Origin of the sequence: Halogeometricum sp. S3BR5-2 (assembly GCF_031624635.1) — an archaeon.
Taxonomy (GTDB): domain Archaea; phylum Halobacteriota; class Halobacteria; order Halobacteriales; family Haloferacaceae; genus Halogeometricum; species Halogeometricum luteum.
This window is the reverse complement of record NZ_JAMQOQ010000003.1, coordinates 587413-609414: the sequence shown is the minus strand read 5'-3', so window position 1 is coordinate 609414 and position 22002 is coordinate 587413. Positions and strand designations below refer to the sequence as shown.

Here is a 22002-nt window from a genome sequence, read left to right as displayed (position 1 = left end):
AGTCCGGTGGTAAAATACTTGCCTCAGGCGGTCACCGAACCATTCGCAACTCACCGAAGTGTTCCGGCTGATACGCATCCCGTGCCGACCGGTTCGGTTTTGTCACTATGAGAGTTGAGTCCCTTGACCGATTCGCGCCCTCTATTTAGCACAACCGCAGAAACATCACCGAACGCTGTCAGAAGCGTCGTGACCGATACAGAGGCTGGGTTCAGCAGTCGGGCATGCACGGGTGGTTATCCGCCATCGCCTGTTGGAAAGGTCTTGCGTAGGGGGACACTGGTACGTCAGAGTGAGAACCCCACTCCTTACGTCCCTTCGGTCAGGAACGCGAGTAGTTCCTCAGCGAAGCGTTCGGGTGCCATTCGATAGGCGAGGTGTTGCTGATTCTCTAGAATGGCGATTCGGCTCTCGTGAACCGCCTCATGTATGGTTTCGGCGTTTTTGTGCATGAGCGGCGGGCTTTCCTCACCGACGAGTAGGAGCGTTGGCGTGGTCATCCCGTGAAACCGCTCCGGCTCGAAGTCGTATGCGTACTCCGCCTCGAGTTCCCGTAAGACGGTGTGAACGGCGTCGACCCGCTGTGACCACGTCGGCAGGGACTGGAGATGCTCGATTTCCGCTGCCGAGAGGCGAGCGATCTCGCGATAGAACACCACGAGTGCTTCGTCTTGGTCGCCCGCGTCGATTGCGTTCCGAATCTCCGCAAGCGCCCGTTCGTCATCGGGAGTTGCCTCGGCAGTGACTTCCGGCTCGTACAGGACGAGCCTGCGGAGACCATCGGTACGCAACGCTGCCTCCAAGGCGCAGAGACCCCCGTACGAATGGCCAAGCAGGTCCACGGGTTCGTCGATCGAGTCGACGACCGAGACCACGTCTTCGGCCTCACATTCGAGTGCGTACGCTTCGGCGTCACCACTCTTGCCGCGACCACGGCGGTCCATCGCGTACACGGTAAAATGGTCTGTGAGGAACGGACGGACATCGGCCCACGTCGAGTGGTCAGCCGTCGTGCCGTGGACGAGCACGAGCGGTGGCCCGCCCCCCGTTCGGTCGTAGGCAATCGCCGTGCTATCTGTGGAGGTGATCGTTTCCATCCTTGCTCAACTCTACGAGTACGCTATCGAACCCTGTCACTGTTCCGCATACAACGCGTTGAACGAGTAAGGGATCTGCACTCCCTCTGCAGTGACCGAGATCGTTCGTCTCGTCGCGAACTTTCGACTGCTGAATACGCACTCTGTATGCACCACGACTCTCGAGCGACGACTGACGGCTGAAGTACTTCTTCCCGGGAACTACACCCGGGAGTTCTACCGGAAATGAAACTGTGGCACACACCACTGGCTGTTGCTGAATACATCCTCTGAGCCTTGTTTAGTCGCTCCAGATCAGATCGACAAACACTGCGTCTCTTGGAGCGACACCTTTCGTCGGATCTACTCGTCGCGGAGACCGTGTTCGATCCAGATTCATACGAACCCCGACTACCTTGTGGACTGCTCGACGCGGGATGATATCCTGACACAGTGACAGCAGCTCGTCTCGACATCCGATGGTTCACGACTGGCGATTTCTCAGTCCACTACATCGGAGAGTACGAGGGCGGGGAACGGTGGGAGTGCCGTTGGGACCGGCACCCAAATACGCACAATACCCGATTGCACTTCCATGAGTCACCATTTGCCATCGAAATCACCGATCTTGAACTCCCGTCGCTCTATCCGCTCGAAGTGTACTCGACGGTTCTCACAGCAATCGAACAACGGATAGAGACACTGTAGTCGTCACAGTGAGTTCGTGATGGCGCAGGGACGAAGTGAGATCTCGGTGTTGTAGTCGAAGTAACGCACAGAGTACCAGCTTCAATGAGAGCTTGTCGGCAGCCTGATCACCAATACGATGGGAAAAGAATAGTTTCCTTAGGAAATTATTTGCAGCTACAGGACGTAGCATCCAGTATGACCGAAACGTGGGATAACGTCAACGAGCAGGTCAAAGCGGACTGGAAAGGCGACACCACGCCGTTCGAGCGGGTGTACGAAATCGTCGAACAGACCCACGACGGGCAGTCGGCCGCCGAGATCGCCGACCGCGCCCTCGTGAGCGAGCCGACGGCACGCCGCCACTGTAAGACCCTCGTGAACACTGGGTTCGCCGAGACGGAACAGGACGGCCAAACAACGCTGTACAAGCGAAACAGCGACCGGATTCTGATGTCCCGGATTCGGGAACTCCGCGGGGAGACGAACCGGACAGAGCTGCTTGAGGGTATCAAGGAGATGAAAGCCGAGATCCGGCGCTACGAGAATCGTTACGACGTAGTGTCACCCGAGGAGCTCGCCCAGCAACTCGATGCCGACGAAACGGAGGGATGGGACGATCTTACTGCATGGAGGACGACACGGCAGAATCTCGCGGTCGCCCACGCAGCACTCGCCTACGATGAGGCCAGTCATCAGCTCACTGTATGAGCGAGAGCGACCGAGCCGGTGAGTTCGGGCCGATCTATCTCCCGGTGCTCCAACGGATTCGTGATCTCTGGCTCGAACTTGAACCGTTAGTTGAGGAAACGTCGTACGATAACGTTGTCGCACCCACAGAACTGCAGATCAGTCTCACTGACGGGCTTGGAGATGCCGACAGCGCTCGGCTCGATATCCAGTGGAGCGAACTGGGGATGTATTCGTTCCATTACATCGATAGCGAAGACCGAAACTGGCGATTCGACCGCCACCCGAATACGCACTCACCAGAAATTCATTTTCATCCGCCATCCGACGAGGCCGCCACAGCGGCTGAACCATCCTGTATCGACGTGACTGAGGTGTCACTCGTGACCCGGGCGGTCCACGCAATGTGGCGGGCAGCGTACGAAAACAACGACGTTGAGCGTCTGAATAGCGCATCAAACCCACCATAACGGCTCTGTTGAAACCCTCTGGAGCTGACAGCACCGGCATGCGAGATACAGAGGGTGTACGCAGCAGGCGGGTTTCGTTCGTTTCACGGCTTGAGCGGTGACGCAGTCGGTCGGTAGCGATACGAACGTATTTTTCTACTTGACGGGATACAACTGAGCTGGCGATCGGCTCGGCCTGTTCTGGTAGAGCTCTCGACGTCTCCAACGTCGGTTCGGTGGGCACGACTCGTCAGAGGGTCGGCGGGTTAATCGATTGTAACCACGGCCGTCCCGCGCTTGTGCCCGGTGTCGACGTAGCGGTGTGCCTCAACGATCTCCGCTACCGGGTATCGCCGTCCTATTACCGAGCGGATCTCCCCTACGTCGAGGAGGTCTCTTAGCTCCCCGAGGTATTTTTTCCGGATGCCCGTCGGCTTCATACCCGTAGCCGCGAAAACGGCCCGTCTGTCTCCGACCAGCCTCGTTCGGGCCATGTCGAGGAGGACCTCTACCGAAGGAACGGTCGTCATATACAGGCCACCCGGGCTCAGCGCGCCCTCGAACTGCGTGAACGACCCCCTGCCCACGGCGTCGAAGATCACATCGTACGTCTCGCCTGTCTCGGCGACGTCGGTGGTCGTGTAGTCGACGATCTTGCCGGCGCCGAGCGACTGCACGAGATCGACGTTCCTGGTGCCGCAGACGCCAGTGACCTCCGCGCCGACGTGGGTGGCGAGCTGGACGGCGAACGTCCCGATGCCGCCCGAGGCGCCGTTGACGAGGAGGGACTGGCCGGGCCGGAGGTCGGCCACGTCTCGGAGGAACAGCATCGCCGTGAGTCCGTTGTCGGCGACGGCAGCGGCTTCAGCGTCGCTCACGCCGGCGGGCGTCAGTTCAAGCGTGCCGTTTTCGGGGACGCAGACGTACTCAGCGTGCGCGCCCGACTCGGGGGCGGTCGTCCCGAATACCCGGTCGCCGACGGCGAACCGCGTGACGTCCCTGCCGACGGCCGCGACTTCCCCGGCGAAGGCATCGCCCGGGATGGACGTGGGTCGTCGGAGGCCGCTGAAGAAGCGGACGGGAAGCGGTCGTCCCTCGCGCATGGCTGAGTTGGCCGGTCCGACGGTGGACGCGCGGACACGGATCTGGACCTCGTCGGGCTCCGGGGTGGGTTTCGGTGCCGAGTAGAGTCGGAGGACGTCCGGGCCGCCGTACTCATTGGCCACTACGGCTTTCATTCGCGTGTCGGTCCCGGTCGGTCGTTCGTTGGCAGTCGTCGACATTTCGAGGGAGGAGTAGGGCGGCGAATGTCGTAAGCTGAGTGCTCGGTAGAAATTCTCTATTCAGCACGGCCACAGCAACCTCACCGAACACTGTCAGAAAGAGCGTGCTGACTACAGAGGATGTATTCAGCACCGGTCTCAAACGACGCTACTCAATTTCCCATGGATCTCTCGAACCCGAAGTGATAAACAAGGCACAATTCAGGTGTACTGTATGCAGTGGCCCCTCCTAGCTCGTACTGAATTCCAACTCTTGGTCCGCTCTAAGGGACAATGGCTGTTGTTCCCGGCTATACTGTTGCTCGGACTTCTTATTGGGACCCCTCAACCAGAAGTGGCAGAAGCAATTGGTGCAACAGCAGTAATCGCGGGATTCCAAATCCCAGTAGCAGTCTTTGGAGGGTTTGGAGGGCTATTAGTGTCGTACCGTGCCGTATCGCATGGGCGTGAGTCCGGCCGTATCTTGCTTATTGGCTCACTCCCCTTTGCTCGGTGGGAAATCGTCGTTGGGAAAGTAGTGGGTCGTGCAGTGGCAGTTGCAGTACCGACGCTACTTGCAGTTGTTGTTGGGTATGGCATTGGTGCGCTTAGTGGACGTGTAGCCTCACCAGTTGTGTTAGTTGGATTTCTTGCTCTCTCTTTCTGCTATCTTCTGGTTACAGTTGGGATTGGAGTCAGTCTCTCGACGGTCTCAAAATCTAGTCGACCTGCCGTTGCTGGTATCATCGTTTACTTTCTCACGCTGACGATAGCATGGGTTGATCTCGTCTCACCTGTACTCTACCGCGAACTCACCGGGCGTTCAATTACTCCAATACATCCTCCGGCAGATGTTGGTCTGTTTTTGTTACAGCGTTCAACCCCGTATGGCGCATTTTCTGTCGCTTCGAATTGGCTATTTGATGTCGGGAACTCGAGTGCGAGTTTTAATTCAGTGGTATTACAGTCACTTCCTAGAATCAATACGAACGCACTTCTGGTAAGCGATGCATTCGGCCCCGCTGTACCGTCGATTCTTACAGAACCAATCGCAGTACTGATTTTGAGCATCTGGTTAATTCTTCCCCTCCTCAGCGGGATCGTCTTGTTCAGCCGTGTCGATTTTGTTTGAAATGTCTAAAACCCCAGTCAGGCAGGATTTCCTATGACTCAAATGCTGTGCTACACTTGCGCCCTACATTCAGCACGGCCTCAGCAACTATCAGCGGCTGAGGATTTCAACAGAACCACTCAGATAGATTCTCGGTTGAGTTCGAAGCCGACTACGAGAGCGGGGACTCGGCGATCAACGTTGAGAGGACTGCTAGTCGGAGTTCGAAGACACCTAGTCAGCGTTGTCAAGACTGTTTTTGAGCGCCGGCGATGGGTGCCGGCGCAAGCCGGGGCGAAAGAGAACACCCGGAGCGTTGGCATAGCGAGGTATTTGAGATGCACATGGTCACTTACGCACTGGTAGAAGCATCGACACATGACGACGCATTGGTCACCGGAAGGACGGTGTTCGACCGGCTGGTCGGCTCGGACCCGCATTCCTGCGCCGTATTCGACTACTACGTCACGTTTGACGAGAGAGACATGACAGTCGCAGGCAAAGCGCGGTGGGGCGACCTTCCGACCGCAGCCCCCGTCAACTCCGACGACGGCCAAGACTTGCTCAACCGTGGCTGGGAGGCGACGAAGGAGGAATTCGAGCGCAATCTCGACCGAGTAAAGGAAGCCATCGACGAACTCTCCGACGAGGAGATCATGCGCGATGAGGACCTCGCCCGGCATGCGGTCCATCAGGTCGGCGCCTACGACGGGCCTTCGGTATTCCTGTACGATGAGGACGGGTGCGGATTCGCCACCGAGAGCAGTTGGATCGCATCGTCGACGAAAGCAACGACCTCTGGATCGTTCCGGCGGACGTCCACTTCTAACAGATGACGCCAATCACAGAACGATTGGTGCGGTAATAGGCAATTTCTGCCGTAATGTTGTTAGGAGAGATCGAATGATTGATCTACTGATTAGAGCCTAAGATATTATAGTCCAAACTATTATAGTCTGAGTTCTAACTTCGGAGCACATATGTTCCTCCCACAATGATGGGGGGCATGGACCAGTTCGTCAATCGTATCGATGAGCTCGATCGGTTGCAGACCCTGTATGAAAGTGACGCTGCAGAACTCGCAATAATTTATGGGCGTCGTCAGATCGGGAAGAGCGAACTCGTCCGCCAGTCGGTTGCTAACCGCGACGATGCCGTGTACTACCAGGCAGTCCAAGGAACAGCGACGACACAGCTTCGGCGATTCGTCGAGGCAGCAGCGACGACCTATCCTGACATCACAGCCGTCAAGGAAGAATGGGAACCGCTCTTGACGTATCTCACCGACGGAGACGCCATCATTGTCATCGACGAATTTCCGTACCTCACCGACTCGAACGAGGGACTTTCCTCAGTCATTCAACACCTGTGGGATACGGCTGTCGACGAGAGCCAAGCGACGCTCGTACTCACAGGCTCCGCAATCGGCATGATTCATACCCACGTTCTTGATGGCGGTGCACCACTCTACGGCCGGGTATCCCAGACACCGAATGGTCGCCTCGAACTCACCCAGTTGCCGTTTCGCTCTATCCAAGAGTTCGTGCCGACATACGATCCCGAAGAACGGATATTCATCTATGGCGTCTTCGGCGGCACACCCCGATATCTGAGTCCTCTCGATTCATCACAGAGCCTCGGAGAGAACATCACGCGCCTACTGTGTGACCCGAACGGCCCGCTCCATGACGAGCCCGAAACCGTCCTCCAGATGGAGCTCAACGAGGTGAACACGTATTTCTCCGTACTGGAATCGATGGCCAGCGGGAACCGCAGTCGAAACGAGATCGCCCAGGGAGCCGGCATCGAAAGCACCAACACGTCGTACTACTTCGACCGACTGGAAACGCTCCAAATTATCGAGAAACACCATCCGGCACTCGCCGATCCGACGCGTAGCAAGCGGACTCGGTACCGGATTCGGGATCCGGTATTCCGGTTTTACTTCCGGTATCTCTACGGCCGCGAGGGACAGTACGAACTCTACGGCGAGAACGCCTACGCGGACCTCATCGAACCCGAACTGCCTGACTTTGTCAGCGAAACATTTGAATCGCTCTGTCACCAGGCGGTGCCGGCGCTCTATGCAGACTACCAAATTACACAGGTGCCAAGCCAGTGGTGGCACAAGGGTCGTGAAATAGATGTCGTCGCACCAACTGACGAGTCAGCGCTGATTGCTGGCGAAGCGAAATTTACCAACACCCCGCTCGGCTATACCGTGCTCGCGGACCTCGAAGACGACGTGGAACACATCGACTGGACCCCCACCACTGGTGGTGAGCCGACGTACGAATTGGCCTTATTCAGCCGCTCTGGGTTCAAGCGCTCTGTTGAGGAAGCTGCAGACGAACGTGATGATATCCGTCTCTTCGATTTACCCGATATCGTTGCTGTTCTCGAGAATGGAGCATGACTCTGGCACAGTCGAAATCTCACGCGCGCCGTCAACAGCTGGTTGCTCGTCCGACACGGATAGCACGCCATTCATCCTGTTTGCTCTCCCCGTGGGAGTGTGACCGAGGCAATTCACAGCGAGGTCCTGCACGTCGTTCCACCATCCGAGTTGGACGAGCACGATCTGACGTCCAGTCTGCAGCAGTTGGCCGAGTCGCGTTACGTCATCGTCGTCCGGAAAGGTAGTCACCCCTCGCTCTTGCAACTTCTCTGGGCGTTTCTCCGTCGCCAGCCTCTCGAGGCGGTGACCATCGTCACTGCGGACCCCTACGAAGAGGGTGACGAGGTGACGTTGCGTGTTGAAGAAACGGAGCTGACTGGCGTCTACGTCGTGGCTGATTTATTTGACTTCAGAAGCCTGCACCCCGCTGAGATCAGTTTTCAGTGAGGAATAGGCTCCGTGTCAGCGGAGAGAGTTCGGAGAGAACGGCACCCCCGAATGGGGGAGCCATGAGCGATGACAAACTACTCTGCCTGCCGCACGGTAAGTCATCCAGCTCCCGAGCGACATTCAGTCTCTGTCCTATTCATAATAATATCTTCTTACCAGATATATCCTTAAATCAATATATCGTATGAATCATGAAAATAGTGTTCCGACGCTCTATGTGACGACAGTTTGAGAGATATCGAATCCGATCATACTGCAGGCTGTTTTCATTCCGTACTCATAAGGACACATTTGTATGGATGTACTCAATTTATCTTGAGAGCATTCCTCCTCCCTTACTCTCTTGCTTCCCAAGAGTCCAACCACGCGCACGGCGTTGATGCGCTCGCACTCCATAGCTATCTCTGTGTGTGAGTAACGGGCAGAACGTTTGATGAGCGAGGTGTCACGTCCGCCGAGGCGTATCAGTCGCAGGGGAGTGACTCGGAAGATTCGCGTGAATGCCCCCGTGTGACGCTCCTCGGAATTAATCTCGTTTAGTTAGTGAGGAAAGTTTATCCGTGCGGCATGCTTGTAAGAAGGTAGAGGGAGCGCATCTTCCCCCCCACCCTCTCCCCGCGTTCCTTCTAGCACATTCTCCCGCGCCCACTTATGGGATAGCTACCGGTACTATCTCCTCAGACTGATATGAATTCTGCAAGAACAGTCATATGACTATGCGAATATCGGTAAGATGGTGTTTGGATGGGAGAGCATGACTCCTCACTACGGACACCAGATAGGGGGGAGGGTGTGGGGATTCCGACGCCGGGATCTTTCACATTCACCCCGCCCCTGTCTTTCAGACGCGTTCTACAGTGGTTGTTCGATCAGACAGCGCTCACAGTGGATTCTAACGTGGTCAGTGACCGGGACTTTTTCTTCGGAAAATAGCCACCAATATACTCACACTGCTTCGCGGAAACATCTATCTCTACCCGTAGAATAATTAAATTCGAGTGACACCAGCCGCTGGGTGTCGGCGCACTGCGAACGTGCGGAAACCGGACCCCCTACCGGCACCTGTTAATGGGGTCGGACTTCTGTGGCGACTCCATCCCTACATCAGCCGTTATTCTGGTGTAACCTCGGCGAACCGCTCTCGGAGCAGCGCTCTTCTGACGAATTCCCCTCGTTTCACCACGTGTATACCGTTTCTGACCCTGATGAGATCGCGAACGAGTTCCAACGCATGCTCAACCAGTGGTACGCCGAGACCGGCCAACTCATTCAGGAGTCCCGGGATACGTATGCTGGGGATCGCTCTTAGTAGCGCAATTGTTTTTTCTCGACATTTGGCAGTCGAGCAACTGATGTACGAGCGGGGTCGCCGATCGACTAACGCAGTTGTCATCGAAACTTCCAGTGTGTCGGAGTGAACGGTGTCAGCCGTGAGCGAGTAGGATAGGGTGGTTCACCCACAGTCTCGCATTTTGTAGGAATACGCATCCCCATTTGAACCAGTATAGATTGAGCTAGAGATCGAAATATTGCTTTCGAACTCAAAGCTAAGAGTATGAGCGAAACCTGGATTGAACAGACATCTGCGTTTGATCGGGTGAAGAGCATTGCTCTTACACTGTCAACCCCACGTACCGCTGCTTGGATCGCCGAGGAAGCGCACGTCTCGGAGAACACTGCTCGGAGTCACCTCTCACGGCTTGCTGAACTTGGCGTGCTCGCAACAACCACGACTGACCACGGGACTGGGTACAGTCCTGATGCCATCTACACGCGCTCACAAGATATTCGCGAACTCATCCAAGCACACACCGAAGACCAACTCGCCACACAAGCGGTTGAGCTCCAAGAAGAACTGGCGCTGTACTCGACCACGTACGACGTTGAGTCACCAACTGCACTCAGGACGTCGATTGCAGCGACCAGTCTCTCTCCGGAAAAAGCACGTGAGCGTCTCGAAGCCGTCTCTGATTGGGAATACGCACAGTATCGACTGTCAGTGGTGCGGGACGCACTCGAACACTACGACACCTACAGTTCGTCACACCCAGCGTCTGCGTGACTGGCGAACCCCCGTCTGGTGATCGTGACCCCGGTGCTGAGCGTCACCGTATTCTTCGCCACCTTCGTCAGCAGCTCGAACAGCACCCCGCTATCGATGCGGCATGGGGTGAGCCAGACGGGACGTATTCCGAAGTCGGTGCGTCAGTTTTGCCAGCGTACTTCGGACGTGACGCTGAGACTGCAACTCTCCGACTCATGTGGTACCCATCACCCCCTATCAACTGGTAGTTCCCTTGTGTGGGACGCCTCGCCGTGTACGCCGAGGAGGATGTCACCTACCCGTGCCCGATTGGCGGAGGCGGCATAATCGCTAAGCGGAGCGACACCGATAGGACGACTATGAAGGAAGACGTGAATCGGTACCACGGCACAGACATCGACGTCACGTACGACTCCAACCGTTGCATCCACGTTCGAGCGTGCGTCGACGGGCTGCCGGGGGTCTTCGATCCGACCGACCGACCGTGGATCGACCTGGACGGTGCGAATCCCGACGAGGTCGCCGAGGTCATCGAGCGGTGTCCGACCGGCGCGCTCCACTACGAGCGACGCGACGGAGCCGCCGACGAACGCCCGCCGTCACGGAACACCGTGACTCCCGTCGCTAACGGACCGCTGTATCTACACGGCGACGTGACGCTGGAAACGCCGGCCGGCGAAACGCTACTGGAAGACACGCGTATCGCGCTCTGCCGCTGTGGTCACTCCGAGAACAAGCCCCTGTGCGATAACAGTCACGCGAGAGTCTTCGACGTCGACGGAGTCGCGCCGGAGGACGTTTCCACGACCGGGGTGGGGGAGCCAGCCGAGTCTGACAGCCAGTGGGAAGATCGAGACGCAGAGACTCCCCGGAAGCTCACTGTCACGCTCACGAAGAACGGACCGTTTCGGTTCGACGGGACGTTTGCTCTCCACGGCAGTGACGAGCACCACCGCTACGATGACGCTACGCTCTGTCGGTGTGGTGGGTCCGCAAACAAGCCGTTCTGCGACGGGACACACAGCGAGATCGGATTTTCGACCGGCGACGAAGAGCGGTGATGCAGGAACGATTTCCCGTTCGACCGCGCGAACGAGGTCTTCGAGGGATTCGATGCGGCCTACCGAGAGCAGTTCGGCGACGTGATCGACGAAGCTCCGATGGCGTACAAGCCGGCCGATGCGATCGCAGACGCGATCGAACCGACCGCCGAGAATCGTCGACCGGCTTGACGTCAGCCGCTGCAACACTGTGCACACGGACTCGATCCAGACCAAATAGGGTCACAGCTACTGAGACGACATGTAATGGTCTCAGATCACCGACCACTTCTTTTATTTCCTTGAACACTTTGTATGGGTGGCGCGTATCGCGCAGAAACACCGACGTATCATGACGACTCGACGTTCAACAGAAGATGTACTATCTACCGATGATAAGGACCGCGCAGTCGAGCATCTCCTCGAGGCGTTGTGTGAGAGAGACATAACCAATAAAAACTACCATATTCGGCAAGCACTCCAAATCTTAGCTACAGATTGAAGATGAAGCGTTAGTTAGTATTTCTGTTATGAATCCTTTGATAACAGAACTATACTCGCTTCTATGCCAACTGTCCCGGCGGTCACGTGTCTGGTCAGTGTCGGTATGGGTTAGGGGTTCAGTGGGTATTCGACTCCTGCTCGGCATCGTGGAAGGCGGCGAGTGGATCACCGGCCTCGCCGCCCCTGTAGAGCAGAGTCACGATGTCGTCAGGTTGAACGACGGTGTCGCCGTGAGGAGTGAGTTCACGGTCGCCGCGCTCGATGGCGATGACGAGCGTGTCCGCGTTGAGGATACCCTCCCGAACGGCCGTCTCCAGCGTTCGGTTCGCGATAGGCGAGTCGGGCTGGACGGTTACCTCGACGACGCTGGCATCACCGGTGAGGCTGATGAAGTCGTTCGGTTCGGGCGCTCGGTCGCCATCTTCGGGGTGGAACGGAGCGTAGGGAGCGAACAGTTCCTCCTCGACGAGGTCTTCGTCCTCGATGTGGATGCCGAGGTCGGAGAGCCGACGAGCGACGCGACGGAGTTCATCCGTACTCCCACCGACGGCCATCACGTGGAGATTGCGCCTGCCGGTCATCAGCGACCGAACGTTGATGACTCCCGGGATGGAGCGCGCCTCGTGTGCGAGCGCCTCGCGTTCGGTGACCGGCACGTCACAGAGATAGAGATTGGTGAGCTTACCGTCGGCCAGCTCAAAGTCAATCTGGGTGTGGTAGCCCCGCACGATGTCCGCGTCTTCCAGTTTGTGGATACGGTTTCGGATGGTCGCCCCCGAGACACCAGTCTGCTCGGCTAGCGTACTGGCGGAGGTGTTCCGAGCGTTCGCCATGAGTGCGTGAAGGATTCGACGGTCGATTTCGTCGAGCCGATGGTCTGAATTGGGGTACGGCATGGGTGTAGCGTATGGTATTTCGATTCCGCAAACTGAATACTATTCTTATCGACATAACACTTACTCGAGCCCGTTTCGGTTTCGGATGTCGAATATAACGGCCGGGTGACGACCGGTAGATGGGTTGAGGCCGTTGGGCCTACGTAGCCGTGGGGTGGGAAGCGCCAGTTCGAGAGTGTCGGAACGCGAACGAACGCACCCTCATTTTTGAATCCGAACTTAGAGGCCCAGTAGCAACTCTTGTAAAAATCTGACCCCGTATATTATGCTATATCGAAAGAATGGTAGAATAGCTTATGTAGCGGCAATACGGAGGGGCGGTGTGAACCGTCAATCATCTCGGTTGGATTCGTCGCAGGGCCGACGGCAGAAGACGTCGCTCCCAGTTCGGCAGCGTATCCCCGATTGGCCGTCGATCACTCTCTCGCCGGTCGCGTGTGAGTACACACCTACGAGGGCGGTCTGGGGTGGCTGATCGGATGCATCTCTTCGACCATCTGCTGGTCCCCGTCGCAGACGAACGAGACGCGGTCGCGACAGCGGATGCGCTGACTCCACACCTGGAAGCTGTCGACCGGATCACGGCCGTCCACGTCGTCCAGAAGGCTGGTGGTGCGGTCGACAAGGCACCGCTCGTGAAACGACAGCAGGACGGGATCGAGTTGCTCGCGGCCGTCGAGCGAGCGCTGTGGGACGAGGACGTAGTGGTTCGGACGCGTATCGCCTACGGGAGGAACGTGGCTGCGACCATCGTCGACGCGGCACTCGAGACTGATGCCACGGCCATCGCGTTCCGGTCGCGCGGTGGGAACCGACTCGTCCGCTGGCTCTCCGGTGATACCGCCGTCAGGCTGGTCTCGAACCCGGACATCCCCGTCGTCTCGCTCGGAACGTCGGACGGGTCCACGACCGGAGCAGCCCCAAACAACCGTGCTCGCGGTGACGAGGTTCGCGGATGAGTGAGAGCGATACGGAGCTGGCGAAAGACCTCGGGTTGCTCTCGGCGCTGACCATCGGTATCGGCACGATGATCGGTGCGGGCATCTTCGTCCTTCCCGGGGTAGCGGCCAGTACCGCAGGGCCCGTCGTGGTGGTTTCGTTTCTCATCGGTGGCGCTATCGCGCTGGTGAACGCCCTCTCCGTCTCGGAACTCGGCACGGCGATGCCGAAGGCCGGTGGCGGGTACTACTACGTCAACCGGGCGCTCGGCCCACTGTTCGGTTCCATCGCTGGGCTCGGAGACTGGGTCGGCCTCGCCTTCGCATCGGCGTTTTACAGTATCGGCTTCGGCCAATACCTCGCCACGCTGGTACCGATCCCGGGCCTCCTCTTCCTCAGTGAAGTACAGGTCGGGGCACTCGTCGCCGGCGCCGTCTTCGTCGGTGTGAACTACGTCGGTGCGAAGGAGACCGGCGGTGTCCAGACGGTCATCGTCACCCTTCTACTGGCGATCCTCACGCTGTTCGCCGTACAGGGTTGGCTCTCGTTCGACTTCGCGACCCTGCTCGGAGACGGCGGGGTGGCACCGCTCGGCTACGGTGCCATCCTCCCGGGGACGGCACTCGTGTTCGTCTCCTTCCTCGGGTACGCGAAAATCGCCACTGTCGCCGAGGAGCTAAAGAATCCGGGGCGGAACCTCCCGCTCGCTATCGTCGGGAGCGTTCTCATCGTGACGGTTCTCTATGCCATCCTCGTCAGTATCATGCTCGGCGTGGTTCCGTGGCCGGAGCTGAGCCAGTCGGCTCCGCTGACGCAGGCCACACAGGTCGCCTTCCCCGGTGGATTCGCGGGCATCGCCGTCACGGTGGTGACGTTGGGCGCGCTGTTGGCGACCGCTTCCAGCGCGAATGCTTCTATCCTCGCCTCGGCGCGCATCAACTTCGCGATGGGGCGTGACCGTATCGTCACCAACTGGCTCAACGAGATTCACCCCTCCTACGCGACTCCGTACCGCTCCATCCTCGTGACGGGTGGTATCATCGTCGTGTTCATCGCAGCGCTGGGGCGGGACATCGAGGTACTGGCGAAGGCCGCGAGCGTTCTCCACCTCGTGGTGTACGCGCTGATGAACGCCGCGCTCATCGTCTTCCGCGAGACGGATCCCGAGTACGACCCGGCGTTCCGCGTTCCGCTGTACCCACTCACGCCCGCATTGGGCATCGTGCTGTCGCTGGGGCTCCTCGCGTTCGTCGGGCAGGAAGAGTTGCTCCTGTCGGCCGTGTTCGTCGTCGGTGCGATCGTCTGGTACCTCGTCTACGCACGCCGGAATACCGAGCGCCGCGGTCTGCTCGGTCAGTTCATCCTCGACCGCGGTGGCGACCTCCCCGACCCGGTCGTCGGTGCCGCGGCGGCGGTCTCTCCCAACGGATCGGGACGCTCCGAAGACCGGCCGACTACGATGGTTGCAGTATCGAACCCCCGTACGGAACAAGCACTCGTCACACTCGGTGCCGCGTTGGCGAAACACGAAGGGGGCCGTTTACTCGCGACGCACGTCGTTCAGATTCCCGATCAGACCTCACTGGAAGCAGCCGCCGCACAGCGTGGCCGCATCTCGCAGACGTCTGACCGGCTGTTGGCCGACGCCCGTACCGACGCGGAGCAGTTCGATGTCCCGATCGAGACCCAGACAGTTCTCTCACACGAGGGGTTTGCGGAGGTATTCGACGTCGCCCGCGAACACGGGGTCGACAGGCTCGTGATCGGTCACGGTGGGGCGAAACTCGCTGGAGGACGTGTCAGGAGTCGGCTCGACGAACTGACGCACGACCTGCCCTGCGATGTCCTCGTCTTCGATGGGCAGGAGTTCGATCCCAGTGAGATACTCCTGCCGACGGCCGGCGGCCACTCCTCTGATCTCTCCGCGGAGGTCGCGCGAGCGTTGCAGGCGACGGTCGGCGCTACCGTCTCCGTATTGCACGTTGCAGACGATCGGGACGAAGGTCGTGTGTTCCTCGAGGAGTGGGCTTCCGACCACGAGTTAGACGACGTGGAACTGCTCGTCGAAACGGGTGACGTAGAGACGGCGATCGGAGAGGCGGCGGCGAATCGGTCGCTCGTTCTCGTCGGCGCGACCGAACGAGGGTTGCTGTCGCGAGTTGTCGGTGAGTCGCTGACCCTTTCGGTCCTCGATGAAATGGAGACGAGCGTGTTGCTGGCGGAGCGACCACGGCCACGGTCGCTTCGCGAACGGCTCTTCGGCCGGGCGAAGTCAGCGAACTAACAGGGGCCGAACTCCTGCGCGTCTCGCAATCGAGGCGCCAGCGAGTATCCGAGAGACCCCCGTTTCATCGATCGAGATGTCGACCCGTTCACGAACTTCGGAGAACTCGCAGAGCGGGACCTCACCGAGGTCAAGAGCGACGGTCCTGAGAAATTGAAGCCTCCGGTCGTCTGGTACGACGAGATTCCAACCATCCACCTGCCGAATAGGTATGCCACCACCGAAGACGGGGACTCATTGATGCTCATTTGCAGAATACACCCTCTGTACTCAGCACGCCACTCTTGACACGGACGCCTTCAGAGCTGACAGGGTCGGCCGAGTTCTCGTTCGTACTCCGATGTAATTCGCTCGAACAGGTCCTCGCCGAGCGCGGTCTGGAAGCGCGGCGCGGCGGTCGCAAAAAACTCGTCTAAATTCTCGAACTCGACGAAATGGTCGTTCGTCTCGGTTTCATCGTACCGATCTTGCCGCTCGTATTTGAGCGCTTGGAGACAGTTGTCGATCAGATCCATGTCCTTGACGAACTGCGCCGTCGGGGTGTCACGGGCCTCATACTCTTCCCAGAGCGACAGGAGTTCGGTGTGGTTGAATGGTCCGACGAGGTCAGTAACCGCGCTCCGTTCGGCCGCCTCCTTCTCGGCGGCGGAGATGGTCTGGCGTCCGTCCTCCGCGCGAGTTGGGATATCGCCCGTCCGAGCTTCACCGAGATCGTGGATGAGTGCCATCGTCACCGCCTTCTGGCGGTCGACATTCTCTTGTTCGGCATAGAGCAGACACAGCACTGCCGTCCCCCACGTGTGGGCTGCGACTGATTCCGGTGCGTCGATGTTCCGGAGCACCCATCCCGTCCGGAGTTCGTCCTTCAGGTCGAACCACTCGAGTAACGAGTCGAGGTCGTCAGTCATCATCTCAGGGAGACGAAAAGCGACCCATTCAACGTACCGAGTCCTCCCCCGAGTCGTTCTCGGTTTTACGCGCGCCGTTGACGGCAGGATGCTCGTCTTCGGAAAGATAGTCGGCATTTCATCCTGTTTGCTCCCCTCGTGAACGTGTGACCGAGACAATTCAGGATGCGGCCTGCACGTCGTCTCGCCACCCGAAGTGACGAGCACGAGTCGACGCTTAGTCTGCAGCAGTTGGCCGAGCCGCGCTCTGTCGTCGTGTTCGGAACGATGGTCACCCCTCGCTGCTGCAACTTCTCTGGGCGTTCGTTCGTCGCCAGCCTCTCGAGGCAGTGACTGTCGTCACTGCGCACCCTTACGATGAGGGTGACGAGGTGACGGTGCAGATCTCGGAAATAGAGCTGGCTAGTGTCTACAGATGAAGCAAGGCGAGTGCCTCGGGGCTTGACGAGGGTGAAGCCGACAATGAGACGTGTTCTGCTCGTTCGATATACCGTTCAATTGTCTCCATTGAGACTGTTCCTGCTGTTCCAATGTAGTACGACCGGTCGAGCGAGCGTTCATTTGACGCGTGAGAAGGAGAACAATTGTCGACAGCGGCGGTATTCGTGGGGCAGTTGAGTATCTGGCAGTCGTGAATTCAAGTAGTAGATTTTCTGACGTGATTCCGCAGGCAGTACTATCTCCTGATAAGGAACGTATAAATCGGTTTTAAAGAGGTATGGCTCCAATTGACATTCACTATACAGAGAATTTATGTGGAAGGAGAATAGAAGAGGAGGTAGACACGATGGGGACGGGTACAGGGGATGCACCAACTCTGCGAGAGTTGTGAAGGGGGAAACCGAACCCGCGCATCAACCGGACCTCGATGTGTCACAACAACAACCATGAAACTGAAACAACTGTTCACGGACGACTCCGCTGTTTCACCGGTGATCGGCGTGATCCTGATGGTCGCCATCACGGTCATCCTCGCCGCAGTGATCGGCACGTTCGTCCTGAATCTGGGGGGAAGCGTTAGCCAGACGACGCCGCAGGCATCGTTCGGGTTTGAGTACGACAACAGCAACGGCGGCGGATGGAATGACAGCGACACAATCAGTGTTGTCCACGAAACGGGCGCTTCCATCGATGCTGACCGTCTCACGGTCGTCGTTGGTGGCAGTGCTGCTGATGAGAATGATATTACCGGCTGGTCGAACACTGTCTCGGCCGGCAGCACGGCAACCATCACGTACAGCACGGATTCAACGGACTGGGACACTGGTGACTCCGTGCGAGTCGTCTGGAATTCGGAGAACAACGAAAACTCGGCCACTCTCAGCGAATCCACGGTTCCGGAAGCATGAAGCTAAAGCAACTACTCGCTGACGACGACGCAGTCAGCCCCGTCATCGGTGTGATCCTGATGGTCGCCATTACGGTCATCCTCGCCGCAGTGATTGGGACGTTCGTCCTGAATCTTGGTGGGAGTGTCTCCCAGACGACCCCGCAGGCGTCATTCGGATTCGACTTCGCAGATGATGTCGGTGACAGTTCTACCTACGACAACGTCACCATTACCCATGAGACTGGCGCGACGATCGACGCTGCTCGACTCAACGTTACGGGCCCGACTGACTTCGGCTTCGCAGATGCAGACGGGAACTACGCTGGAGGAGACAACAGCTCCATCTCGTTCGCGGACATGGGTCACGGTGACTCCGTGAGTGCGGGTGAAAGCGTCACCATCTCGAAGCAAGGGACGGATGATGACTTCAACGGCGAGACCATTCGTGTCGTCTGGAGTGCAGAATCCGGTGAGAACTCCGCGACGCTTAGCGAGTGGACCGCCCCCGACAACTAACTGCGTCTACACTTTTCGGTATTTTCGTTCGCTGAGATACGTCTGTATCTCATAGATGGATTTATAACATATACTGACAATCAGTACTCACACCCGTTTTGGTGGGTGTGATGGTTCAGGGTGTACGTTTAGTTTCGACGGCACCCGACATCGGGGGTCTGTGAACCGGCTGGTTCCCGGTCACAGAACCCATCCCTATTCACGTATCGAACTGGAGCTACTGCTCAGAGCTGCTGGGGGTCACGTTGTGCCCTGCCCAGTGCCACTGCTCGACGAGCATCTGATACAACGCATCTGGCCACTGCTGAGCGAGCTGGTTGTTTCGTTCTTTTGTGAGACATTGCTTGACGTAGCTGTGATTCGCTTCGATGAAGACATCGACTGCGCGACGCTCGTCTCCCGGGAGATAGTAGACGGTAAGGCCCTCCCCGCTTCCATCGTTTCCGGGTGGGCGAAGCTTCTGAACGACATCTCTAATCTTGTCTGTTGGTTCAGTGTGCAGCTCACGGGACGTCTTCGGTCCCGCAGCTAGTGCTCGGACGAACTGGTTCTCACCGTACGCCGAGATGCGTGCCCGCCAGACAAGCACGTTTTTCTCGCAGTTCGGACACCGAGTTCGGGTAGCGTCACCGCTAAAGTAGAATCCCGACCCACATTTGTAGCATGTCAGTTTCTCCTTCCCGGTGGAGCTATGCCGTCGGTCTGGGAGGTCGGGTGCGTCCGTCACGAGATCTTCTCTGGTGGTTGATTCTCTTGGTATCTCAATGTTTCTTCGACGCTCTCGCGGTGCCCGCTCAATTTCTCACGTATGTCGACGCTGTGTCCGTGTTCGTATTTCTACACACGTCATATACACGCTCGACGAGGATGTGACGTTCACGTCGGTCAACACGGTACTATCGAAGTTCATCGGACTGCCGGACGAATACGCTCATCGGCGAGTCGCTCTCGGCCGCACTCGGAGACGAACACGCCGACGCACTGGCGGATGCGACGACCTCCTCGACGATGAGACAACGGCGCCAAGCCGTGCACGAACGACAGGCAGTCACTCGCTGGGAGTGACCCCGAGTCGTTAATCACACCCGTTGTGATTCGTATCGGCGCGGACGACGGCCGACACTCGTGTCTTTTGCTTCTATTTCACTCTGTACAAATGGGGAGTTTCCGGGTGCTGCTGCTAGCGAGAGTGCGGACAGCACCGTGTCCGCTGTTCTTCACCGTGTTCGGAGGCGCGCTATCACACCGGCTCTATGTCCACCCCATCACCACGTCTGTGATGCCACGCGGTGAGGAGTCGGTTTCAGCGAGTTCCGAGACCGCACCCTCGGTGAAGATCACGCGTTTCGTCCCGCGGCGTTTGATTACCCGGACGTCGTCTTTGCCGAGTCGGTCGAGAAACTCCATGACTCGAGTGACGGTCTGGGTGTGGGGCGTCTGACCCTCCCTGGCGTTGAGGATGCGACGGATGCACGCGGAGTCGATCGCGAAGCCGGCGGGGACTTTGGTGGCATATTCACGGATGTCCTGGGCGATGAAACGCGCGCGCTCTTGGTTGGCGGTGAGTTTTTCGGTGAGTTTCGCGGGGAGGCCGACGAGCTGTTGGAGGGGTGAGCGGGTTTTTATGGACTGGTCGGTGTCCTCGGTGTCTTTGTTTTCGCTCTCGAGTGCGTGCAGGCGTTGCTGGAGGTGTTTTCTGTGGTCGGCCGCGGCGTCGCGTTTGGTAGTTTGAGTGTCGAGCTTTTCGCGGTACTCGGTGAGTTCTTCGCGTTGGGATTCGACTGTCTGTCTGAGTTCCTCGTTTTCTTCTTCGAGGGTCGAGACGCGTTCTTCGAGTTCGTTCAAGCGTGCTTCGAGTGCTTCGAGGGCGGGCTCACTCATGCGGTCGCCTCCTGAATGTGAGGTGGCTGTGCGACGAGAGCTTTTTGCGTGTATGGGGTGTTCTGTAGCATGCGGTTGGACGAAACCACCCTGGATCCGTGCTCTAACACGGGTCCTTTCTCAAGAACCAGATGACCCGATGAGTGGTATCTATCCAGAGTAGTAGTCGGCACACTAATAAAATTAGCACATATACGCTACTACTGCATCACATATATGACAAACAGACTGTTCATCGGCTCTTCTATTGCACTGGAAACTTGTTCGCTCGATAGATGCGTCCCCGCCCAGACTGGATGTCGCTGAAAGATGGGCTCATCCTGGAGTTTCTCGCAGAGCACGATTTGGAGCTCCCTCCGAAACCTCTCTACAGAAACCTCAACCGTCATGGACACCAGATCGGCTACTCTACGGTACGCCTCCGCTTAGCTGAGCTAGAGACACATGGATTGGTCGAGGAAGTTGGCGATGGTGGATACTACGAACTGAGTGAGTTGGGACACGACTATCTGGAGGGAAAGGTCGAACCCGAGCAGCTCGAGACACAAGAGTAGCTACTCTTCAACCCACCACACGACTGCACGAGCACCGACATCCATCTTTCCCACCTTTCCTTCATCGTGTAGTTGATGTAGTTTCTGTCGAGCAGACTCACTCGAGCAATCGAGCGCGTCCGCGACTTGCTTAGCAGTCAGCACGGGAGTGTCTGCACTTGAGAGCACGTCAAGTACGTCTTCGAGCGTGATTTGTGAAGAATAGCGTCCGTGTTTGTCTCGTTCACGTTCCATGTATTGCGGTCTGAGACAAACGCGTATATTCCTGTTGCCAAGAGGCAAATGGAAAGCTATATACCCAATTGCCACCAAGCAACTGGTAAGGAAGACCTGTCCGTAGGTACGTAGAATGCCCGCGTGCTAGAACACGCGGGACGGGTCTTCCGATAGGTGCTAGAAGACCAATGTCCACTACGAAAGCAGACGCACAAGAACCTACTGTCTCGATTGCTGGCTCCCTCGCCGACGCGATGGCCCGGTCGTTCACGCTTGGAACGGATACAGACGGCTACAGCCACCACTACTACCGACCCGCCGACGCAGTCGTCGTCTACGACGGTCGCGAGCTCGATCACTACCAGCCGCTCGCTGGTCGCTCGCTAGAAGAGTGGCGTGCGTTCGTTGAGCTGAAGCGTGGGTGGGCTTCGATGGGGCCGCTTTCAGCACTCGGTCTCAGAATGAACGCAGAGCGCATAGAATCTGATCGATGAGCGTACGGGCGGAACTACGGATGCATCTCGTACAGGCGCTGACACGGACAGCAGACCCCGATGTCCAGGCGCATCTGCAGGCGGCGATCGAAGCGACGGACGAGTTGCCACCGACGCCCTTGGTTGAGTGTCCCGTCTGTGAAGTAATCGGACTTTCAGAGCGGATTGAAGTCCACGAGTGTCACATAGAGTAGCGACGTTCGATAGCAGCGATACTGCAGCATTCCGTTTGCTATCTACGTGCTCGATATCTCACAAAAGAGCACAGGCCCT

At 57.8% G+C, this 22002-nt stretch carries 20 protein-coding genes and 3 pseudogenes; 17 read left to right on the top strand and 6 right to left on the bottom strand.

Annotated features, from left to right (window positions below; all coding sequences use genetic code 11):
- Nucleotides 1-308: 308 nt before the first annotated feature.
- A complete protein-coding gene (locus NDI79_RS14685) occupies nucleotides 309-1097 on the bottom strand; it encodes an alpha/beta fold hydrolase (RefSeq protein ID WP_310929282.1) in 789 nt (262 codons plus the stop codon).
- 276 nt (nucleotides 1098-1373) lie between these two features.
- Between NDI79_RS14685 and NDI79_RS23625 the strand changes: the two are divergent.
- From NDI79_RS23625 to NDI79_RS14675, 3 genes and pseudogenes are all read left to right on the top strand, one after another.
- A pseudogene (locus tag NDI79_RS23625) lies at nucleotides 1374-1784 on the top strand (toxin-antitoxin system TumE family protein).
- A 177-nt stretch (nucleotides 1785-1961) separates the two neighbouring features.
- Entirely contained in the window at nucleotides 1962-2474 is a 513-nt protein-coding gene (locus tag NDI79_RS14680; RefSeq protein WP_310929281.1) for a winged helix-turn-helix domain-containing protein, read from the top strand.
- On the top strand, nucleotides 2471-2923 hold the full coding sequence (locus NDI79_RS14675) for a toxin-antitoxin system TumE family protein (protein ID WP_310929280.1): 453 nt from the start codon (nucleotides 2471-2473) through the stop codon (nucleotides 2921-2923). Before NDI79_RS14680 ends, NDI79_RS14675 begins: the two co-directional genes overlap by 4 nt.
- A 245-nt stretch (nucleotides 2924-3168) precedes the next feature.
- Here NDI79_RS14675 and NDI79_RS14670 read toward each other — a convergent pair whose 3' ends face one another.
- Nucleotides 3169-4185, bottom strand: coding sequence for an NAD(P)-dependent alcohol dehydrogenase (locus NDI79_RS14670; RefSeq protein ID WP_310929279.1), 1017 nt, complete (start codon nucleotides 4183-4185; stop codon nucleotides 3169-3171).
- A gap of 214 nt (nucleotides 4186-4399) precedes the next feature.
- Here NDI79_RS14670 and NDI79_RS14665 point away from each other — a divergent pair, with 214 nt between their 5' ends.
- The 7 genes and pseudogenes from NDI79_RS14665 (at nucleotide 4400) to NDI79_RS14640 (ending at nucleotide 11228) form a co-directional block, all read left to right on the top strand.
- Nucleotides 4400-5296, top strand: a complete 897-nt coding sequence (locus NDI79_RS14665; RefSeq protein WP_310929278.1) for an ABC transporter permease — start codon at nucleotides 4400-4402, stop codon at nucleotides 5294-5296.
- A gap of 125 nt (nucleotides 5297-5421) precedes the next feature.
- Nucleotides 5422-5538: pseudogene (locus NDI79_RS23775) on the top strand (hypothetical protein); the annotation flags it as partial.
- A 75-nt stretch (nucleotides 5539-5613) separates the two neighbouring features.
- Nucleotides 5614-6104: pseudogene (locus NDI79_RS14660) on the top strand (DUF7995 family protein).
- 177 nt (nucleotides 6105-6281) lie between these two features.
- A complete protein-coding gene (locus tag NDI79_RS14655) occupies nucleotides 6282-7691 on the top strand; it encodes an ATP-binding protein (protein WP_310929277.1) in 1410 nt (469 codons plus the stop codon).
- Nucleotides 7692-7790: 99 nt separating this feature from the next.
- A complete protein-coding gene (locus NDI79_RS14650) occupies nucleotides 7791-8120 on the top strand; it encodes a DUF7526 family protein (RefSeq protein ID WP_310929275.1) in 330 nt (109 codons plus the stop codon).
- 1558 nt (nucleotides 8121-9678) lie between these two features.
- A complete protein-coding gene (locus tag NDI79_RS14645; RefSeq protein WP_310929274.1) occupies nucleotides 9679-10185 on the top strand; it encodes a DUF7342 family protein in 507 nt (168 codons plus the stop codon).
- Between the two features lie 254 nt (nucleotides 10186-10439).
- Nucleotides 10440-11228, top strand: coding sequence for a CDGSH iron-sulfur domain-containing protein (locus NDI79_RS14640; RefSeq protein WP_310929273.1), 789 nt, complete (start codon nucleotides 10440-10442; stop codon nucleotides 11226-11228).
- A gap of 599 nt (nucleotides 11229-11827) precedes the next feature.
- Here NDI79_RS14640 and NDI79_RS14635 read toward each other — a convergent pair.
- A complete protein-coding gene (locus tag NDI79_RS14635; protein WP_310929272.1) occupies nucleotides 11828-12607 on the bottom strand; it encodes an AsnC family transcriptional regulator in 780 nt (259 codons plus the stop codon).
- 479 nt (nucleotides 12608-13086) lie between these two features.
- Between NDI79_RS14635 and NDI79_RS14630 the strand changes: the two genes are divergently transcribed.
- Together NDI79_RS14630 and NDI79_RS14625 are read left to right on the top strand one after the other, a co-directional pair.
- Nucleotides 13087-13566, top strand: a complete 480-nt coding sequence (locus tag NDI79_RS14630; RefSeq protein WP_310929271.1) for a universal stress protein — start codon at nucleotides 13087-13089, stop codon at nucleotides 13564-13566.
- Entirely contained in the window at nucleotides 13563-15830 is a 2268-nt protein-coding gene (locus NDI79_RS14625) for an amino acid permease (protein ID WP_310929270.1), read from the top strand. The genes NDI79_RS14630 and NDI79_RS14625 overlap by 4 nt, the downstream gene beginning before the upstream one ends.
- A 299-nt stretch (nucleotides 15831-16129) precedes the next feature.
- On the opposite strand, the gene NDI79_RS14620 is transcribed toward NDI79_RS14625, so the two are convergent.
- Nucleotides 16130-16741: an HD domain-containing protein gene (locus NDI79_RS14620; protein WP_310929269.1), complete on the bottom strand. Its 612-nt coding sequence runs from the start codon at nucleotides 16739-16741 to the stop codon at nucleotides 16130-16132.
- 278 nt (nucleotides 16742-17019) lie between these two features.
- On the opposite strand from NDI79_RS14620, the gene NDI79_RS23620 reads away from it, so the two are divergent.
- The 3 genes from NDI79_RS23620 (at nucleotide 17020) to NDI79_RS14610 (ending at nucleotide 18584) form a co-directional block, all read left to right on the top strand.
- Nucleotides 17020-17157, top strand: a complete 138-nt coding sequence (locus tag NDI79_RS23620; RefSeq protein ID WP_425499616.1) for a DUF7526 family protein — start codon at nucleotides 17020-17022, stop codon at nucleotides 17155-17157.
- 468 nt (nucleotides 17158-17625) lie between these two features.
- A complete protein-coding gene (locus NDI79_RS14615) occupies nucleotides 17626-18087 on the top strand; it encodes a type IV pilin domain-containing protein (protein WP_310929268.1) in 462 nt (153 codons plus the stop codon).
- Complete coding sequence (locus NDI79_RS14610; RefSeq protein WP_310929267.1) at nucleotides 18084-18584, top strand: type IV pilin domain-containing protein; 501 nt, start codon at nucleotides 18084-18086, stop codon at nucleotides 18582-18584. Before NDI79_RS14615 ends, NDI79_RS14610 begins: the two co-directional genes overlap by 4 nt.
- Nucleotides 18585-19835: 1251 nt before the next feature.
- Here NDI79_RS14610 and NDI79_RS14605 read toward each other — a convergent pair.
- Nucleotides 19836-20465 (bottom strand): hypothetical protein, encoded by a 630-nt coding sequence (locus NDI79_RS14605; RefSeq protein WP_310929266.1) that lies wholly within the window; start codon nucleotides 20463-20465, stop codon nucleotides 19836-19838.
- 296 nt (nucleotides 20466-20761) lie between these two features.
- On the opposite strand from NDI79_RS14605, the gene NDI79_RS14600 reads away from it, so the two are divergent.
- Nucleotides 20762-21019, top strand: a complete 258-nt coding sequence (locus tag NDI79_RS14600; protein ID WP_310929265.1) for a winged-helix domain-containing protein — start codon at nucleotides 20762-20764, stop codon at nucleotides 21017-21019.
- On the opposite strand, the gene NDI79_RS14595 is transcribed toward NDI79_RS14600, so the two are convergent.
- Nucleotides 21020-21253, bottom strand: a complete 234-nt coding sequence (locus NDI79_RS14595; RefSeq protein ID WP_310929264.1) for a FaeA/PapI family transcriptional regulator — start codon at nucleotides 21251-21253, stop codon at nucleotides 21020-21022.
- Nucleotides 21254-21423: 170 nt separating this feature from the next.
- Here NDI79_RS14595 and NDI79_RS14590 point away from each other — a divergent pair, with 170 nt between their 5' ends.
- Nucleotides 21424-21729, top strand: coding sequence for a hypothetical protein (locus NDI79_RS14590; protein ID WP_310929263.1), 306 nt, complete (start codon nucleotides 21424-21426; stop codon nucleotides 21727-21729).
- The last annotated feature ends 273 nt before the right edge of the window (nucleotides 21730-22002 follow it).